General features: G+C 60.8%; 17 protein-coding genes and 1 pseudogene. 9 read left to right on the forward strand and 9 right to left on the reverse strand.

All coding sequences use genetic code 11. The features are described from left to right. The first annotated feature begins 6 nt into the window (after positions 1 to 6). From AMK00_RS01955 to AMK00_RS01970, 4 genes are all read left to right on the forward strand, one after another. On the forward strand, positions 7 to 780 hold the full coding sequence (locus AMK00_RS01955) for an enoyl-CoA hydratase (RefSeq protein ID WP_064809379.1): 774 nt from the start codon (positions 7 to 9) through the stop codon (positions 778 to 780). A 191-nt stretch (positions 781 to 971) separates the two neighbouring features. Continuing rightward, complete coding sequence (gene rpsT / locus AMK00_RS01960; RefSeq protein WP_064800423.1) at positions 972 to 1250, forward strand: 30S ribosomal protein S20; 279 nt, start codon at positions 972 to 974, stop codon at positions 1248 to 1250. Positions 1251 to 2087: 837 nt separating this feature from the next. Beyond that, positions 2088 to 3638, forward strand: a complete 1551-nt coding sequence (gene dnaA / locus AMK00_RS01965; RefSeq protein ID WP_064811619.1) for a chromosomal replication initiator protein DnaA — start codon at positions 2088 to 2090, stop codon at positions 3636 to 3638. Positions 3639 to 3801: 163 nt separating this feature from the next. Continuing rightward, a complete protein-coding gene (locus AMK00_RS01970; protein ID WP_064809381.1) occupies positions 3802 to 4884 on the forward strand; it encodes a saccharopine dehydrogenase family protein in 1083 nt (360 codons plus the stop codon). 61 nt (positions 4885 to 4945) lie between these two features. Here AMK00_RS01970 and hemW read toward each other — a convergent pair whose 3' ends face one another. From hemW to rph, 4 genes are read right to left on the reverse strand one after another with little or no spacing between them, the layout of a single operon-like run. Further along, positions 4946 to 6148: a radical SAM family heme chaperone HemW gene (gene hemW / locus AMK00_RS01975; protein WP_064809383.1), complete on the reverse strand. Its 1203-nt coding sequence runs from the start codon at positions 6146 to 6148 to the stop codon at positions 4946 to 4948. A 9-nt stretch (positions 6149 to 6157) separates the two neighbouring features. Next, on the reverse strand, positions 6158 to 6802 hold the full coding sequence (rdgB, locus tag AMK00_RS01980) for an RdgB/HAM1 family non-canonical purine NTP pyrophosphatase (RefSeq protein ID WP_064809385.1): 645 nt from the start codon (positions 6800 to 6802) through the stop codon (positions 6158 to 6160). Next, positions 6803 to 7228, reverse strand: a complete 426-nt coding sequence (locus tag AMK00_RS01985; protein WP_064809387.1) for a VOC family protein — start codon at positions 7226 to 7228, stop codon at positions 6803 to 6805. Next, positions 7225 to 7944: a ribonuclease PH gene (gene rph, locus AMK00_RS01990; protein ID WP_064809389.1), complete on the reverse strand. Its 720-nt coding sequence runs from the start codon at positions 7942 to 7944 to the stop codon at positions 7225 to 7227. The genes AMK00_RS01985 and rph overlap by 4 nt, the downstream gene beginning before the upstream one ends. A gap of 126 nt (positions 7945 to 8070) precedes the next feature. On the opposite strand from rph, the gene hrcA reads away from it, so the two are divergent. Next, positions 8071 to 9159 carry a heat-inducible transcriptional repressor HrcA gene (hrcA, locus tag AMK00_RS01995; RefSeq protein WP_064800429.1) on the forward strand — a complete coding sequence of 363 codons (1089 nt, stop codon included), beginning with the start codon at positions 8071 to 8073 and terminating at the stop codon, positions 9157 to 9159. Positions 9160 to 9270: 111 nt separating this feature from the next. Beyond that, positions 9271 to 9906, forward strand: a complete 636-nt coding sequence (grpE, locus tag AMK00_RS02000) for a nucleotide exchange factor GrpE (RefSeq protein WP_064800430.1) — start codon at positions 9271 to 9273, stop codon at positions 9904 to 9906. A 38-nt stretch (positions 9907 to 9944) separates the two neighbouring features. Here the strand turns inward: grpE and AMK00_RS02005 are convergent, their stop codons facing one another. Then, entirely contained in the window at positions 9945 to 10889 is a 945-nt protein-coding gene (locus AMK00_RS02005) for a nucleoside hydrolase (protein WP_064809391.1), read from the reverse strand. Between the two features lie 281 nt (positions 10890 to 11170). Here AMK00_RS02005 and AMK00_RS02010 point away from each other — a divergent pair, with 281 nt between their 5' ends. Then, on the forward strand, positions 11171 to 11596 hold the full coding sequence (locus AMK00_RS02010) for an Hsp20 family protein (RefSeq protein ID WP_010032703.1): 426 nt from the start codon (positions 11171 to 11173) through the stop codon (positions 11594 to 11596). Between the two features lie 47 nt (positions 11597 to 11643). Beyond that, the gene (locus tag AMK00_RS02015; protein WP_008524631.1) at positions 11644 to 11901 is read left to right on the forward strand and encodes a DUF1150 family protein; all 258 of its coding nucleotides are present in this window, start codon (positions 11644 to 11646) and stop codon (positions 11899 to 11901) included. A gap of 87 nt (positions 11902 to 11988) precedes the next feature. Here the strand turns inward: AMK00_RS02015 and AMK00_RS02020 are convergent, their stop codons facing one another. Continuing rightward, complete coding sequence (locus tag AMK00_RS02020; RefSeq protein ID WP_064800432.1) at positions 11989 to 12543, reverse strand: methyltransferase family protein; 555 nt, start codon at positions 12541 to 12543, stop codon at positions 11989 to 11991. Positions 12544 to 12756: 213 nt separating this feature from the next. Between AMK00_RS02020 and AMK00_RS30475 the strand changes: the two genes are divergently transcribed. Continuing rightward, on the forward strand, positions 12757 to 13635 hold the full coding sequence (locus tag AMK00_RS30475; RefSeq protein WP_064939094.1) for an alpha/beta fold hydrolase: 879 nt from the start codon (positions 12757 to 12759) through the stop codon (positions 13633 to 13635). Between the two features lie 294 nt (positions 13636 to 13929). Here AMK00_RS30475 and AMK00_RS30480 read toward each other — a convergent pair. The 3 genes and pseudogenes from AMK00_RS30480 to metK all read right to left on the reverse strand — a co-directional run bounded on the left by AMK00_RS30480 (position 13930) and on the right by metK (position 16335). Then, positions 13930 to 14193, reverse strand: a pseudogene (locus tag AMK00_RS30480) (DUF2277 domain-containing protein). 190 nt (positions 14194 to 14383) lie between these two features. Next, positions 14384 to 15085 carry a tRNA (guanine(46)-N(7))-methyltransferase TrmB gene (gene trmB / locus AMK00_RS02035; RefSeq protein WP_064809396.1) on the reverse strand — a complete coding sequence of 234 codons (702 nt, stop codon included), beginning with the start codon at positions 15083 to 15085 and terminating at the stop codon, positions 14384 to 14386. Next, positions 15082 to 16335, reverse strand: coding sequence for a methionine adenosyltransferase (gene metK, locus AMK00_RS02040; RefSeq protein WP_064800435.1), 1254 nt, complete (start codon positions 16333 to 16335; stop codon positions 15082 to 15084). The genes trmB and metK overlap by 4 nt, the downstream gene beginning before the upstream one ends. Positions 16336 to 16527 lie beyond the last annotated feature (192 nt).

Consider the following 16527-nt stretch of genomic DNA (forward strand, 5'->3'; position numbering starts at 1 on the left):
ACCAGCATGGCCTACGAGACCCTGATCGTCGAAACCCGAGGCAATGTCGGCCTCGTCACGCTGAATCGCCCGCAGGCGCTGAACGCATTGAATTCCACCGTCCTGAAGGAGTTGAAGGCGGCCTACGCCGCGTTCCACGCCGACGAGGCGATCGGCGCGATCGTCATCACCGGCTCCGAACGCGCCTTTGCCGCCGGCGCCGATATCAAGGAGATGCAGTCGCTCCAGTTCGCCGACATCTATAAGAGTGACTTCATCAGCGGCTGGGATGACGTCGCCAAGGCGCGCAAGCCGGTGATCGCTGCCGTCAGCGGTTTTGCCCTCGGCGGTGGCTGCGAGCTCGCCATGATGTGCGATTTCATTATCGCCTCGGAGACCGCGAAGTTCGGCCAGCCGGAGATCACCCTTGGCGTCATTCCCGGCATGGGCGGCTCGCAGCGGCTGACGCGCGCCGTCGGCAAGGCGAAGGCGATGGATCTTGTCCTGACCGGCCGGATGATGGATGCGGCGGAAGCCGAACGATCGGGACTCGTTTCGCGTGTGGTGGCGCCCGAGCGTCTTCTCGACGAGGCGCTTGCCGCGGCCGAAAAGATCGCCTCGCTTTCGCAGCCCTCGGTCATGATGGCCAAGGAGGCGGTCAACCGCGCCTTTGAGACGACGCTGGAGGAAGGGTTGCGGTTCGAACGCCGCCTGTTTCATAGTCTCTTTGCCACGGACGATCAGAAAGAAGGCATGACCGCCTTCATCGAGAAGCGCAAACCTGCCTTTAAGCACCGTTGAATGCTTTTCGGCGCTTGCCGCCGGAAAGCTTGAAAATCCGCGTTGACGTGGGCCGGCTTTAGGGTTATATGCCCGCCCACGGTTCGGAAAGCCGCTCTGGTTTTCCGCGATTGCTCCCGTATTGCTGGATTTGGTGGCCGCAGGGCCCGCGGTAATGGCGGAGTTTGTTCGAATTCTTGAGAGAGGCATCCATGGCCAATACAACTTCGGCGAAAAAAGCGACCCGCAAGATCGCCCGCCGTACCGACGTCAATAAGGCTCGTCGCTCGCGCGTTCGTACTTTCGTTCGCCAGGTCGAAGAGGCCATCGCATCCGGTGACGCCGACAAGGCGAAGGCAGCTTTCCTGGCCGCTCAGCCGGAACTCGCCCGCGCCGCCAGCAAGGGCGTGCTGCACTCCAACACGGCATCGCGCAAGGTCTCTCGCCTGGCCGCTCGTGTGAAGGCTCTGTCGGTCTCCACGACCGCGTAATAATCCATTAACGACCTCCTCGTTATGATTAGCCCGGTAATTTTACCGGGCTTTTTCGATTCTGCCGAACGACCTCTGCATGGTGAATCTCACGACTGTTTCGTGTCAGCGCCATGACAGGAAAAATCGTTTTAAAACAATAGCTTGCGCAAGGATGCTTTCCCATTGCGCGACTCTGGCCAAACCTTTGCGGATCACGGGCGAGTCAAGCAGATTTTTATTTTTTTTCTTTCTTTGCGTGTCAAAATAGCCCGAACGGGGAATCTCTTTGATTCAACTGCGATTCTTTTTTGACGCTGGTGTGACGCCCGAAAAGGGCGGCCGGAGTCAATGGTCGCATCTTAATTTTGCGTAAAATTCATCGTTGATCTTGCCATTTGATCCTGCCTAAATGGCGTCCAACAGAGGGCGCGGACATCACCTGCAGAGTTCGGTCTTAACTGCCACGTCGGCAGGGCGATACGTTTGTGCCATCTGTTACGGAGCCTTGCGCTTCCGTTTTTTCAAGCACTTGACGGATTTGGGCCGTAACGTGGCTGTTACGGGCAGGGATGTTTTGTGCCTATGGCAACCACACGTTTAACGTGAGGATGCCGGATAGGGATAGTAATATTGCGTTCGGGCTGGTCGGCCGAAAACGAGGATTGACCGACAAGCCTGGCACCGAAAGCCGATGAAGGCGCCGCATGAATGCGGTACCTGCAAAGAGCTTCCGTGCCGTGTTTGAGTGAACCGGCAGGCGAGTGGCTTCATGAGGATGCCGCCAGCCCGTCAAAGCGGGGAATGATCGGGCGGCTGTTTAGCGGAGGCCGCCCGGTGGAATTGAAAGGCGGCATTATGCAGATGAATACGATGATGGCGGGCGGGCTCGACAATGGGGATGCGGCACCGCAGGCGTTCGGCTCCATTCGCCAGGAAGTGGGGGAAGCAAAGGCGGAAATGAAGCAGAGCATTTTGTTTGAGCGCGTCAGCGCGCGCTTGAAGGCCCAGGTCGGTCCTGACGTCTATGCCAGCTGGTTTGCCAGGCTGAAGCTGCATTCGGTATCGAAGAGCGTTGTTCGCCTGTCAGTTCCCACGACCTTCCTGAAGTCGTGGATCAACAATCGTTATCTCGACCTTATCACCGGTCTGTTCCAGGCCGAAGATCCGGAAATCATGAAGATCGAAATCCTCGTGCGCACGGCAACGCGCAGCGGCATGAAGGCCGCCGACGAGGTGGTCCAGCCTGAGCCCGCTGCTCACGCGCAGATGCGCCGTCCGCCGAGCGCCCAGCCGGCTGGCCAGGCCGTCCAGCAGGCGGTTTCGGCCGTTGCCGCCGCAAGGCCCGCAAGCCTCGGCACGCCGCTCTTCGGCTCGCCGCTCGACAGCCGCTTCACCTTCGATACCTTCGTGGAAGGCAGCTCGAACCGCGTCGCGCTTGCGGCTGCCAAGACAATCGCGGAAGTCGGCTCCGGCGCCGTGCGCTTCAATCCGCTCTTCGTCCATTCGACGGTCGGCCTCGGCAAGACCCATCTTCTGCAGGCGATCGCCAATGCGGCGGTGCAGAACCCGCGGGCTCTGCGCGTCGTCTATCTGACGGCGGAATATTTCATGTGGCGCTTCGCCACGGCGATCCGCGACAACGACGCGCTGACGCTGAAGGATTCATTGCGCAACATCGATCTCTTGATCATCGACGACATGCAGTTCCTGCAGGGCAAGATGATCCAGCACGAATTCTGCCATCTCCTGAATATGCTGCTCGACAGCGCCAAGCAGGTCGTCGTCGCCGCCGACCGGGCGCCATGGGAGCTGGAGTCTCTCGATCCGCGCGTCCGCTCGCGCCTGCAGGGCGGCGTTGCCATCGAACTCGACGCGCCGGATTACGAAATGCGCCTCGAAATCCTCAAGCGGCGTCTGGCCGCGGCCCGTCTCGAGGATCCGTCGCTCGAAATTCCGGCAGATCTGCTGCAGCATGTCGCCCGCAACATCACGGCCAGCGGACGCGAACTCGAAGGCGCCTTTAACCAGCTGATCTTCCGCCGCTCCTTCGAGCCGAACCTGTCGATCGAGCGCGTCGACGAATTGCTCGCCCATCTCGTCGGTTCGGGCGAGCCGCGCCGCGTGCGCATCGAAGACATCCAGCGCATCGTCGCCAGGCACTACAACGTCTCGCGCCAGGAACTGGTCTCCAACCGCCGCACCCGCGTCATCGTCAAGCCGCGCCAGATCGCCATGTATCTGTCGAAGACGCTGACGCCGCGCTCCTTCCCCGAGATCGGCCGCCGTTTCGGCGGGCGTGATCACACGACCGTGCTGCACGCCGTGCGCAAGATCGAAGAGCTGATATCGGGAGACACCAAGCTTTCGCACGAAATCGAGCTGCTGAAGCGGCTGATCAACGAATAATTGGTGGATTTTCGAGGGAATTCGACGGCCGGGAGCGATTCCGGCCGTTTTCCTTTATAAGCTTTTTATTCTATACCTCCAGCCATCCCGTGCACGTCCGATTTGGAGCGACGCGCATCGGATAAAAACGAAAGCGCCGAAGCGGGCGCGTGGGAGGATATGCATGAGTTTTAAAAAGGTTGCCGTTCTCGGCCTGGGCAAGGTCGGCCGGCTGGCGGCGACGCTGTTGCATGAAGGCGGCTTCGAGGTCATCGGTGTCGACGCGCAATTGCCGCTGGGTGAGGTCCCGTTCAAGTGCCGCACCGGCGATATTTCCGACGCTCAGGTGATCGGCGAGCTGCTCTCCACCGTCGAGGCGGTGCTTTCCTGCCTTCCCTATCACCTCAACATCGAACTGGCCCGCGCCGCCCATCTTGCCGGCATCCATTATTTCGATCTGACCGAAGACGTTCCGACCACCAACTTCATCATCGAACTGTCGAAGACCGCCCGCGGCCTGATGGCGCCGCAATGCGGACTGGCGCCGGGTTTCGTCGGCATCGTCGGCGCAAGCCTTGCCGACGGCTTCGAGCGCTGCCGCTCGATCCGCATGCGCGTCGGCGCACTGCCGCAGCATCCCACAGGCCTTCTCGGTTATGCCTTCAACTGGTCGCCGGAGGGAGTCGTCAACGAATATCTGAACGATTGCGAGGTCATCGAGGGCGGTGTGCGCAAGCTGGTCTCGCCGATGGAATGGCATGAGACCATCTATGTCGGCGGCGTCAAGCTCGAAGCCTTCACGACCTCGGGCGGCCTCGGCACCATGTGCGACACCATGCTCGGCAAGGTCGACAATCTCGACTACAAGACCATGCGTTATCCCGGCCATATGGAGCTGATGAACTTCTTCTTCCATGAGCTCCTGATGCGCGACAAGCGCAAGCTCGCCGGCGAGATCCTGACCAATGCCAAGCCGCCTGTCGAAGACGATGTCGTCTACGTCCATGTCGCGGCCGAGGGAACGGAGAATGGCAGCCTGCGCCGCAAGGAATTCGTGCGCGCCTATTATCCGATCGAGATTGCCGGCGCGCGCCGCACGGCAATTGCCTGGACGACCTCGGCCTCCGTCGTTGCCGTCATCGAGATGGTCCGCGACGGCCTCCTGCCGGCGACGGGCTTCCTGCACCAGGAGCACATTCCACTGGAGACGTTCCTGAAGACGCCGACCGGCAGCCTGTTCAAGGCGGGCGCGACCAGCCACGGCTGAGACATGTTTTCCGGCGCGGACGGCGATGTCGCTGTCGCGCCCGGATCAACCTCGTTGGATGTCAGCAGGCGAGATCGGCGACGACGGAATCGAGGATCAGCATGCCCGATGGCGTGCAGCGCAGGCGCGAATTGCCGATCCGCTCGACGAATTTGTGTTCGAGCAGGAATTCCTCGCGCTTCGGGTCGAGCTCACGGCCCGAAAGCTGCTGCCAGCGGGCGAGATCGACGCCTTCCCTCAGCCGCAGTCCCATCAGCAGTAGTTCGTCCGACTGTTCCTCGAAACCGAGCCGCTCCTGGTCGAGAATACCGTGGCCGTCGCGCTCGACCATCTCGAGCCAAGCTTCCGGCTTGCGCTCGGTCGCCGTCGCAAGCTTCTCATGCCCATGCGTCAGCCGGCCGTGCGCGCCCGGACCGATGCCGGCATAATCGCCGTAACGCCAATAGGTCAGATTATGTCGGCTTTCGGCACCCGGCCGGGCATGATTGGAGACCTCGTAGGCGGGCATGCCCTCACGCGCCGTGATCTCCTGCGTCGCCTCGTAGAGCAGAGCCGATTGCTCGCCGTCCGGCACGATCAGCTTGCCTGATTTGTGCAGACCGAAGAAGGGCGTGCCTTCCTCGATGGTCAGCTGATAGAGCGACAGATGGTCGACGGCATAGGAGATCGCTTCCTTAAGTTCCTTCTCCCATTCCTCGACCGTCTGGTCCGGCCGGGCATAGATGAGGTCGAAGGACATGCGCGGGAAGATCTCGCGCGCCAGCCGGATCGCCTTCAGGGCGTCGGCGACGTCATGCAGCCGGCCGAGGAATTTCAGATCCCGATCATCAAGCGCCTGCACGCCGAGCGAGACGCGGTTGACGCCGGCCGCCCGGTAGCCGCGAAACCGTTCAGCCTCGACGCTCGACGGGTTGGCCTCCATGGTGATTTCAATGCCGGCGGGCACATGCCAGTGCCGCGCGATGCCGTCGAGAATGGCATCGACCGTCTCCGGCTTCATCAGCGACGGCGTGCCGCCGCCGAGGAAGATGCTTGTCACCGTCTTCGGACCGCTCATCGCCCGGACTGCCGCCATCTCCTTCAGAAAGGCTGATGCAAAGCGCTCCTGATCCACCGGCTGATGGCGCACATGACTGTTGAAGTCGCAGTAGGGGCACTTCGCCGCGCAGAAGGGCCAATGCACATAGACGCCGAAGCCGGGCTCGCCGGTATCGGGCAGCAGCGCGGCGTCGCGCGAGAGGCTTGGCGTATCGAAATTGCCCACGAACAGATCTTATGCCTCCAGGCAGGTTTCGACGAAAAGTTTGAAGGCACGGGCCCGATGCGACAGCGCCTGCGGCTTGCCGACATTCCAGCCGTGTTTCTCCTCGCCGCTCATTTCTCCGAAGGTGACGGCATAACCCTCGGGCTGGAAAACCGGATCATAGCCGAAGCCTTGGGTGCCGCGCGGCGGCCAGACGACATGGCCTTCCACCTCGCCGCGGAAAAGCTCGGTATGCCCGTCCGGCCAGGCAAGGCAGAGCACGCTGACGAAACGCGCCCCGCGCTGTTCCGGCGTCGTAGCGCCGGCGTCCTGCAGCGCCTTTTCCACCTTGGCCATCGCCATGTCGAAGTCGCGCGTGCCGTCTGCCCTTTCCGCCCAGTTGGCGGTGTAGACGCCGGGATCGCCGCCGAGCGCGTCGACCACCAGGCCGGAATCATCCGAAAGCGCCGGCATGCCGGCGGCATTGGCCGAGGCGACCGCCTTGATCGTCGCATTCTCCTCGAAGCTCGTGCCGGTTTCGTCAGGTTCGACGAAATTCAGTTCGGCGGCGGATTTGGCGGTGAAGCCGAGCGGTCCGATCAATTCCTGGATCTCGCGGATCTTGCCGGCATTGTGGCTGGCGACGACGATGGTTTTGGTTTCGAGCTTGCGCATTCAAATATCCTGTTCGATGCCCCAGATTTTAGCCTCCGCGCATTCCAGGCTGTTGCCGGCAGGGTCGCGGAAATAGATCGAGCGGCCGCCATTTGGCCAGTGCACCTCGGATTCGATCGCAACGCCAGCTGCTTTCAGCTGTTCGGCCATCGCATCTATGTTGCGGCCAGATACCCGGAAACAGGCATGGCCTTGCCCGGTCGTGCCGTGTGGCGGCACCTGCAGCGCGTCGGGTGCTGGCGGCTTTATCGTTTCCTCGGGGTTGAAGATGAGGAGAACGCCTGGCCCACAGCGGAAGAAGACATGCCGGTTGCCGGCGCGGGTGATCTTTTCAAGCCCGAGAACGCCCTCGTAGAACGTCTCGGCCTGATCGAGATCGCGCGCATAGAGCGCGGTTTCCAACATGCCTTCCAGCATGGCGTTCATCCCGCAATCGCCTCTTTCTGCAGGGCGACGAGTTCGCCGATGCCATTCTTGGCAAGCCGCATCAGCGAACTGAATTCCTCTTCGCTGAACGGCGTGCCTTCGGCAGTTCCCTGGATCTCGACGATGCCGCCGGCGCCGGTCATGACGAAGTTCGCATCGGTCTCGGCCGAGGAATCCTCGAGATAATCGAGGTCGATGACCGGCTGGCTGGCGAAAACGCCGCAGGAGATGGCTGCGACGTGATCCTTCAGGACCCGGTCGACCTTGATCATGTTGCGGCTTTCCATCCATTTCAGGCAGTCGTAAAGCGCGATCCAGCCGCCGGTGATGGAGGCCGTCCGTGTGCCGCCATCGGCCTGGATGACGTCGCAATCGAGCGTGATCTGCTTTTCGCCGAGCGCCTGCAGGTCGACGACGGCGCGCAGCGACCGGCCGATCAGCCGTTGGATTTCCTGGGTGCGGCCGCCCTGCTTGCCGGCGGCGGCCTCGCGCTTCATTCGCTCGCCGGTCGCCCGCGGCAGCATGCCGTATTCGGCCGTGACCCAGCCCTTGCCGGTGTTGCGCAGCCACGGCGGCGTCTTTTCCTCGAGGCTTGCGGTGCAAAGCACGTGCGTATCGCCGAATTTCACCAGGCAGGAGCCTTCCGCATGCTTGGAAAAATTGCGCTCGAACGAGACCTTGCGCATCTGGTCGGTTTTTCTGCCTGAAGGCCGCATTCTCATCTCCTGGAGTTGTTGACCGCTTCTACGATTGGCGGCGCCCATTTGCAAATTCCCTTTTGCCACGGGTGCGAGTTTGACTATATTTTCGGGAGCATCATCAGCGCGGGTTTGAAAAGGTTCATGGGCATCAGGTCGACGTCGGTTTCGGATGCCGTTGCTGCACTGGACGAGCGCTCCAGGGAAATTTTTCGCCGCATCGTCGAAGGTTATCTCGAAAGCGGCGAGCCGCTCGGCTCGCGCAATCTGTCGCGCCTGCTGCCGATGTCGCTGTCGCCGGCCTCGGTGCGCAACGTCATGAGCGATCTCGAAGAGCTCGGTCTCATCTATTCCCCGCATGTCAGCGCCGGCCGGTTGCCGACCCAGATCGGGCTGCGCTTCTTCGTCGATGCATTCATGCAGATCGGCGATCTCTCCGCCGAGGAGCGCGCCAATATCGATCGCCAGGTGCGGGCCGAAAGCGGCGGCAATCCGGTGGAATCGATGATGAACGAAGCCAGCCGCATGCTTTCGGGCATCTCGCGCGGGGCCGGCCTCGTCATCACCTCGAAAAGCGATCCGGTGCTGAAACATGTCGAGTTCATCCGGCTTGAACCGACAAAGGCGCTCGCTGTGCTCGTCGGCGATCATGACCAGGTGGAAAACCGCATCATCGAACTGCCGGCGGGCGTCACCTCCTCGCAGCTGACGGAGGCGGCGAATTTCCTCAATGCGCACATGTCCGGCCAGACGCTGCCGGAGCTGCGCAAACAGTTAAGCCGGCTGAAGGATGATGTCCGTCACGAACTCGATGCGCTCTCGCGCGATCTTGTCGAGCGCGGCATCGCCGTCTGGGCCGGCAGCCCGGACGAGGGAAAGCCTGCTCAGCTGATCATCCGCGGCCGCGCCAACCTGCTCGAAGGCCTCGCCGGCGCCGAAGATCTCGACCGGCTGCGCATGCTGTTCGACGATCTCGAAAAGAAGGACAGCCTGATCGAGCTTCTCAACCTCGCCGAAAGCGGTTCGGGCGTGCGCATCTTCATCGGCTCGGAAAACAAGCTCTTCTCGCTGTCCGGCTCGTCGCTCATCGTCGCGCCCTATCGCGACGACGACGACCGGATCGTCGGCGCCGTTGGCGTCATCGGCCCGACGCGGCTCAATTATTCCCGTATCGTGCCGATGGTGGATTATACCGCCCAGCTCGTCTCCCGCCTGTCGCGCAATCCGCTTTGATGTCATCACTGACGAAGCCGCGGAATTTTCGCTTCTTCGTCACGCAGACTTGATTTTTTCCGGTCAAACCTCGATATCGGGCGCATCTGAAAATACCAACCGGAGACCGTCATGACCGATGAAACGACGAAAAACGGACCTGACGCAACTGCGGCCAACGCCGCAGCCGACGCTGCCGTCAACGTCGAGACTGCCACTGTCGGGCAGGAGGAGGCAAACCAGCCGGATCCGCTCGACCTCCTGAAGGCCGAGAATGCCGAGCTGCGTGACCGCTATCTGCGCCTTGCCGCCGAGATGGATAATCTGCGCCGCCGCACCGAGCGCGAGGTCAAGGATGCGAAATCCTATTCCGTCGCCGGTTTCGCCCGGGACATGCTCGCCGTCTCGGACAATTTGCGCCGGGCGCTGGACGCCATCTCTCCGGAGACCAAGGCCACGGCCGATGCCGGCCTCACCACGCTGATCGAAGGTGTGGAGATGACCGAGCGCTCGATGCTCTCGGCGCTGGAGCGCCACGGCGTTCGCAAGCTGGAGCCGGTTGGCCAGAAATTCGATCCGAATTTCCATCAGGCGATGTTCGAGGTGCCGAACTCCGAAGTGCCGAACAATACCGTCGTCCAGGTCGTGCAGGCCGGCTTCACCATCGGCGAACGCGTCCTGCGCCCGGCCATGGTCGGCGTTGCCAAGGGCGGCCCGAAGCCGGTCGAGGCCGAAATCAATTCCGTCTTCGACGAGAAGGACGCCTGAGGTCGTTTTCCTTCTCCGCCTCGGAGAAGGAAGAAAATTCAGATGCGGGCGAAGCGTTCGATCAGCAGATCGAAGAAGCCGTCCGCATCGACGGTGCGCATGACCTTGGCATTGCGCTTGCGCTCGGTCACATGCCACCAGTCGACGACGGTCATCCCGACGGTGAGTTCGGACTGGACCTCGATTTCGACATTGCAGTCGCGGCCCTGAAAAAGCTCTGGTTTCAGCAGATAGGCGACAACCGTCGGGTCGTGCAGCGGCCCGCCGTCGGAACCGTATTTTTCGATGTCGAAGCGCTCGAAGAATTCCAACATTTCGACCATGGCCTTTGCCGGCGCCGTGCCGATCACGGCCATGCGCTTGACCCGGTCCTTGCGGGTCAGCAGCTGGTGCGTCACGTCGAGCGGCATCATCACGATCGGAACGCCCGAGCGGAAAACGATGTCGGCCGCCTCGGGATCGACATAGACGTTGAATTCGGCGGCCGGCGTAATATTGCCGCCCTCGAAGAAGCCGCCGCCCATCATCACCAGCTCGCGAATGCGCGGAATGATGTCGGGCGCCTTCTGGAAGGCCATGCCGATATTGGTGAGCGGCCCGAGCGTGCAGAGCGTCACCGTGCCTTCCGGCTCGCGGCGCAGCGTCTCGATGATGAAATCGACGGAATGGCCGGGTTGCAGCGCCATCGTCGGTTCGGGCAGAACAGGGCCGTCGAGGCCGGTCTTGCCGTGGACATGTTCTGCCGTCACCAGCTTGCGGGCGATCGGCTTGTCGGCGCCGGCGAAAACCTTCACATCCGTGCGGCCGCAGAGCTCGCAGACGATGCGCGCGTTGCGGCTGGTGAATGACAGCGGCACGTTGCCGGCGACCGTCGTGATCCCCAGCACCTCGAGCTCATCGGGGCTGCCGAAAGCCAGCATGATGGCGGCCGCGTCATCCTGGCCGGGATCGGTGTCGATGATGATCTTTCTCGCGCTTGCCATTTCAATCGTCCCGTTCTCGGCATGCCGCTTATCCCGGCAGACACCATCTCTTCATTTCCCGTCACAAATCGGCACATTCCGCGCGGGCATGTTTTGATGCGAGGCAGCAGGTCCTTTGTCAAGCAAGGAGGCAGGCGCCGCCGTTCGAAATTGACAGATGTTTAAATCGCGGAGGATCGCGCGCGCCTTGCAGCGCCGTGATCATGCCCCCATATTAGCGGCATCCGGATGCTGCACTTTTAGGTCCGGGATGGTCGCTTGCATCAAGGACTTGAAAAGAGATGAGCCGCATTACCCCTTTCGCCAGCCCTTTGCTTCTGGGCTTCGACGCTATGGAAAAGACGCTGGAGCGCATTTCCAAGGCGAGCGACGGATACCCGCCTTACAATATCGAACGTATCGCCGCCGACAGCGGCGCGCCCGAGCGTCTGCGCATCACCCTTGCCGTTGCCGGTTTCAGCGAGGAGGAGCTTGATGTCTCCACCGAGGAGAATCAGCTTGTCATCCGCGGCCGCCAGGTGGAGCAGGGCGAGCGGGATTATCTTTATCGCGGCATCGCCGCTCGCCAGTTCCAGCGCACCTTCGTGCTGGCCGACGGCATGCAGGTCCTTGGCGCCGGCCTGAAAAACGGTCTGCTCTCCGTCGATCTAATTCGACCCGAACCCGCCCGCATGGTCAAGAAAATTAACATTTCGGTCTCACAGTAGCACAACGGTTTCCAAAACCGTTGGTCCCTTCTTCCGGAGGAACAGGAATGTTGATGAAAGAAGCCACGTCTCACTTGACCAAATCCGAGCTTGCCCACATCGGCAACGGCGAGGTCGCCTACATCAGAAAGATGCGCACCGAAGAGGTCGCCAAGTGCTTTCCAGAGGCGCCGGATATCGATCCGAACGTCGATCTCTGGGCACTCTTCGGCGCCGACGGCACGCCGATTCTGCTGACGGACAACCGTTCCAGCACCTTCTTCAAAGCGGCCGAGGACGAATTGAAGACGGTCAGCCTGCACTGACCGTCAAGACCGTCTGCTACGTTTCACTGCTTGCGGTGCACGGTCGCTCTATTCGTTTTCGCTGCGGTCGGGACGGATGTCGCGACATTATCGCCAATCAAACCACGGCGTCAGCAAGCCCGTCTTGCGCCGATAGGCTTCATATTCGGATGCCAGCGGTGATAGGGCGAATTTCCTCTCCTCGTTGCGGGCTGCAATCACGTAGACAACCGTAAAAAATAAGACCGGCAGGATCGACCATATCGACCAAGATGCCAGCGCCCACCCCGACCAGAAGAGCAGGTAGGACGTGTAAAAAGGGTGCCGCAGGTAGCGATAGGGACCGTCGGTGACAAGACTATCTGGGTGATCGAGGGTGAACACAAAGCGCAACCTGGCCTCTCGCGACGCCGACACCGCCCACCAGAACAAGCCCGCCGACCCGATTTCAAATCCCAGTCCGACTACCTGTACCCATAGCATCTGCGTCCCGGACCAAACCAGGTACAGGAAAAACGCCGTCGTCGCGATGACGACGACGGTGATCAGCTTTGCTCCGGCTTCCATCTTCGGCGAGTTGAAGTGGCCTCGCAACGACCACGCGTAGAACCCGACGACACTCAGGCTGGTGATCGAAATAACAAAGTCCAGAAGAAATTGCATCGTGATGTCCACCTTGAAAGGTTGGTTGCAATTGCTGCTGCGACAGACCTAACCCGTATACAACGCCAAGGCAAATGATTGTGTATTGATGCGTAACCGCACCGAAACGTGTCGTGATTGCACGACCTGGTTCAGATCTGGTTTACGATGATCATGCACCTGCCATAGATATTTTCGTGCAAGACTTTGGCTGCGCGTTAGGGGTCGCAGTTTATGGACATATTTCACTGTACAATCGACACCAGCCACGGCGCTGTGCGCATCAGTGACACTATTGATGGCGCTGCACCACTGGTTATGATACACGGTTCGGGCAGCTCACGGACGGTCTTTTCACAGCAACTACACAGCCATTTGTCTCGGAATTGGCGTCTGATTGCGCTCGATCTTCCGGGACATGGCGAATCGAGCGACGCTCGAGATCCGCAGTCAACTTACACCGTCACCGGTCTTGCCGACTGCATAGGAGAGGTGGCAGCCCGCCTGGGACTTCATCGCTTTCCCGTGCTGGGATGGTCGCTTGGCGGTCACGTCGCGATTCAGATGGCGGGCAGCAGCAACGGCATTTCGGGCCTGATGTTGTGCGGCACGCCACCGATCCAAAGCGGTCTCCTCGGAATGCTGCGGGGATTCCATCCATCATTTGATATTCTTCTGGCATCAAAAGAGAACTTTACATCGCGTGATGTGGAGCGGTTTCAGTCTCTTTGCTTTGGAGACACGAGTAACCCCTCCTTTCGCGATGCCATAGCGCGCGCGGACGGGAGACTAAGGAGCGTTTTTTCTCGCGCAATGTTGCGGGGGCAGGGGGTGGATCAGCGCCGCACCGTCGAACAGGCTGATATACCCATTGCTTTTGTGAATGGATTTTATGACCCCTTTGTCAAACTCAGCTATTTTTCGGGCCTGAACATCCAGTTGCTCTTCGAAGGCAAAGCGCATGTAATAGAAGGGGCTGGACACGCGCCCTTCTGGGAGAAGCCGGAGAGCTTCAACTCGATGCTCGACCGGTTCCTGAACACAGTCGCCGCTCATGAAGCCAATACCGATCTGAAAAATCAACACTGTCGCCGCAGTGGAAGCCAGATATAGGATCATCAACGATGAAACCAAGGCTTTGGCCATCACCTATTGGCGGCGACTCTCTCCGCCGGATTGTCGTGTCGGAAACGTGACCCTCTCGCGCTTGATAGGCTTCTGATGCATAGCAGCCTGGTTCAGATTGCGGATTTGGCAAACGGTGTCGATCGGCGGGCCGCCCATGTCCGCTTGTGGGCGCATAGCGGTCGTCCACCTGAAATGAACTGATAGTCCGCTTCGGACCGAAAGCCGTCAGGTAGGCCACTTGAGGCTTGATTGAGATCTCCCGTGCATGACGGAGCTCTCTTACGCGAACCGGACCGCTGATCGCGCGCGCCTTTGCCGCAACCTCTTCGCGATCACGAGGAGGTTGAGACGTTTCCAGCGAATCGAGCAGCTCGCGGGCACAGGCCGTGATCGAACTGACCGCGTGCTCGAATGCGAGCTCATTGCGCTTCGACGGTTTGGTCGTTCCGCTCACCTTGCGCACGAACTGGAGCGCGGCATCGTGGACCTCGTCGTCCGTCGCTGGCGGATCGAAATTGAACAGGGGTTTATATTTCGGCAAATGACATGCTCCCGGTCATTTTCTCCCTTCCATTTGAGCGGAGGGTGGCCAGCACGGAAATAGTCGCGTCAGCGGCAATTGCAACCGTTCCACGGCGGAACTCTACGCGCCACAAGTGAGAGCGTAGCGCGTTCAGTTCGGTTTGTTGTCGTCGTCGGTTTTGGAGCCGGATGCCGGAAATTGCCGACAGCCTCAGATCTTCCTGAAGGTCAGATACGCCGAAGAGCGGCCCTCGCGGCGTGCCTTCGCCTCGTAGCGGGTGCTCGGCCAGCCCTCATAGGGGGTCAGCCAATCCGCCGCATTGTCGGCCAGCCAGTCGAAGCCGCCATGGTCGCGGCATTTGATCAGCGTCCAGTTCACATAGGTGTCGATGTCGGAGGCGAAGCAGAACAGGCCGCCGGGCTTCAGCACCCGGTGAAAGCGGTCGAGATTGGTCTTCGAGACGAAGCGGCGTTTCCAGTGCTTCCGCTTCGGCCAGGGATCGGGATAGAGCAGATCGATCTGGTCGAGCGACGCATCCGGCAGCCAGTCAAGCAGTTGCGTCGCGTCGTCGTTATAGACGCGGATATTGGAGGCACCCGTCTCGCCGATACGCGACAACAGCTTCTGCATGGAGTTGACGAAGGGCTCGACGCCGATGAAGCCGGTCGAAGGCCTTTCCAGGGCACGGTGCATCAGATGCTCGCCGCCGCCGAAACCGATTTCCAGCCGCAACGTTTCGACAGGAACCGGAAAGAGAGAGGTCAGCGGCTCCGGAGGAGCCGCCGACAGGTCGATGAGGAATGCCGGGAGCAGGCTGTTCAGCGTTTCGGCCTGCTGTTCGCGCAGGGCCTTTCCCTTGCGGCGACCGAAAAAGGCTTCGGTCGCCCGTCCCCGGCGTTCCATATCCGTCATGCAGCGACCTTGGTCTTGACGGCTTCCTTGAGTGCCTTGACGAGGTCGGTGCGCTCCCAGGAGAACGAGCCGTCACGGCCGGCCTTGCGGCCGAAATGACCGTAGGCCGAGGTCTTTGCGTAGATTGGCTTGTTGAGGTCGAGGTGACGGCGGATGCCCGACGGCGACAGGTCCATATTCTGGCGGATCGCCGCTTCGACCTGGTCTTCCGACACACCCCTGCCGGTGCCGTGCAGGTCGACGTAGATCGACAGCGGCTGCGCGACGCCGATGGCGTAGGAGAGCTGGATCGTGCAGCGGTCGGCGAGGCCGGCGGCCACGACGTTCTTGGCGAGGTAGCGGGCGGCATAGGCGGCCGAACGGTCGACTTTGGTCGTGTCCTTGCCGGAGAATGCGCCGCCGCCATGCGGAGCCGCACCGCCATAGGTGTCGACGATGATCTTGCGGCCGGTCAGGCCCGCATCGCCGTCCGGTCCGCCGATGACGAACTTGCCGGTCGGATTGATGTACCACTTGCAATCCTCGGCGATCTTCAGTTCGCCGAGCGCTTCGCGGATATAGGGTTCGACGACGGCGCGGACCTTCTTGGAATCCCAGCTCTCGTCGAGATGCTGGGTCGAAAGCACGATCGAGGTTGCTTCCGACGGCTTGCCGTCGACGTAACGCACGGTTACCTGGCTCTTGGCGTCGGGGCCGAGCTTGGCGACTTCACCGTCGCCCTTCTTGCGGGCGGCCGCCAGCAGCTGCAGGATCCTGTGGGAATAATAGATCGGCGCCGGCATCAGGTCCGGCGTTTCCTTGCAGGCGTAACCGAACATGATGCCCTGGTCGCCGGCGCCTTCGTCGCCCTGCTGGTCGGCGGCGCTGTCGACGCCCTGGGCAATATCGGCCGACTGCGAGTGCAGGAGCACGTCGATCTTTGCCTTCTTCCAGTGGAAGCCGTCCTGTTCGTAGCCGATATCCTTGATGGCGCGGCGAGCAGCGGCCTTGAACTTCGAGGGATTGATGACGTCCTTGCCGTCCTTGTCCTTCTTCATCAGGCTCGGCGGAAGGCGGACTTCGCCGGCGATGACGACACGGTTGGTCGTTGCCAGCGTTTCGCAGGCAATGCGCACACCCCACGGATTGACGCCGGTCTTGGCCGCTTCGCGGTACACCAGATCGACGATCTCGTCGGAGATGCGGTCACACACTTTGTCCGGATGACCTTCGGCAACAGATTCGCTGGTAAAGAGATAATTCGCGCGCATTCCGGGATTCCCCTCAAAGAATAAAAGCCAGCTAGTAGGTACTCAGTTCGAGCGCCGATGACAAGCGCACAAGGACATAAATATATCTTTATATCTGCGGCGAAGTGACAAATTTTGCCGCAAAAACACAAAAAAAGCGGTCTTTCGACCGCTCAGACTGCTGACAAACCCCTGGCGAGAGCTGGGGGTTTG

This window comes from Rhizobium sp. N621 (genome assembly GCF_001664325.1).
GTDB classification, from domain to species: domain Bacteria; phylum Pseudomonadota; class Alphaproteobacteria; order Rhizobiales; family Rhizobiaceae; genus Rhizobium; species Rhizobium esperanzae.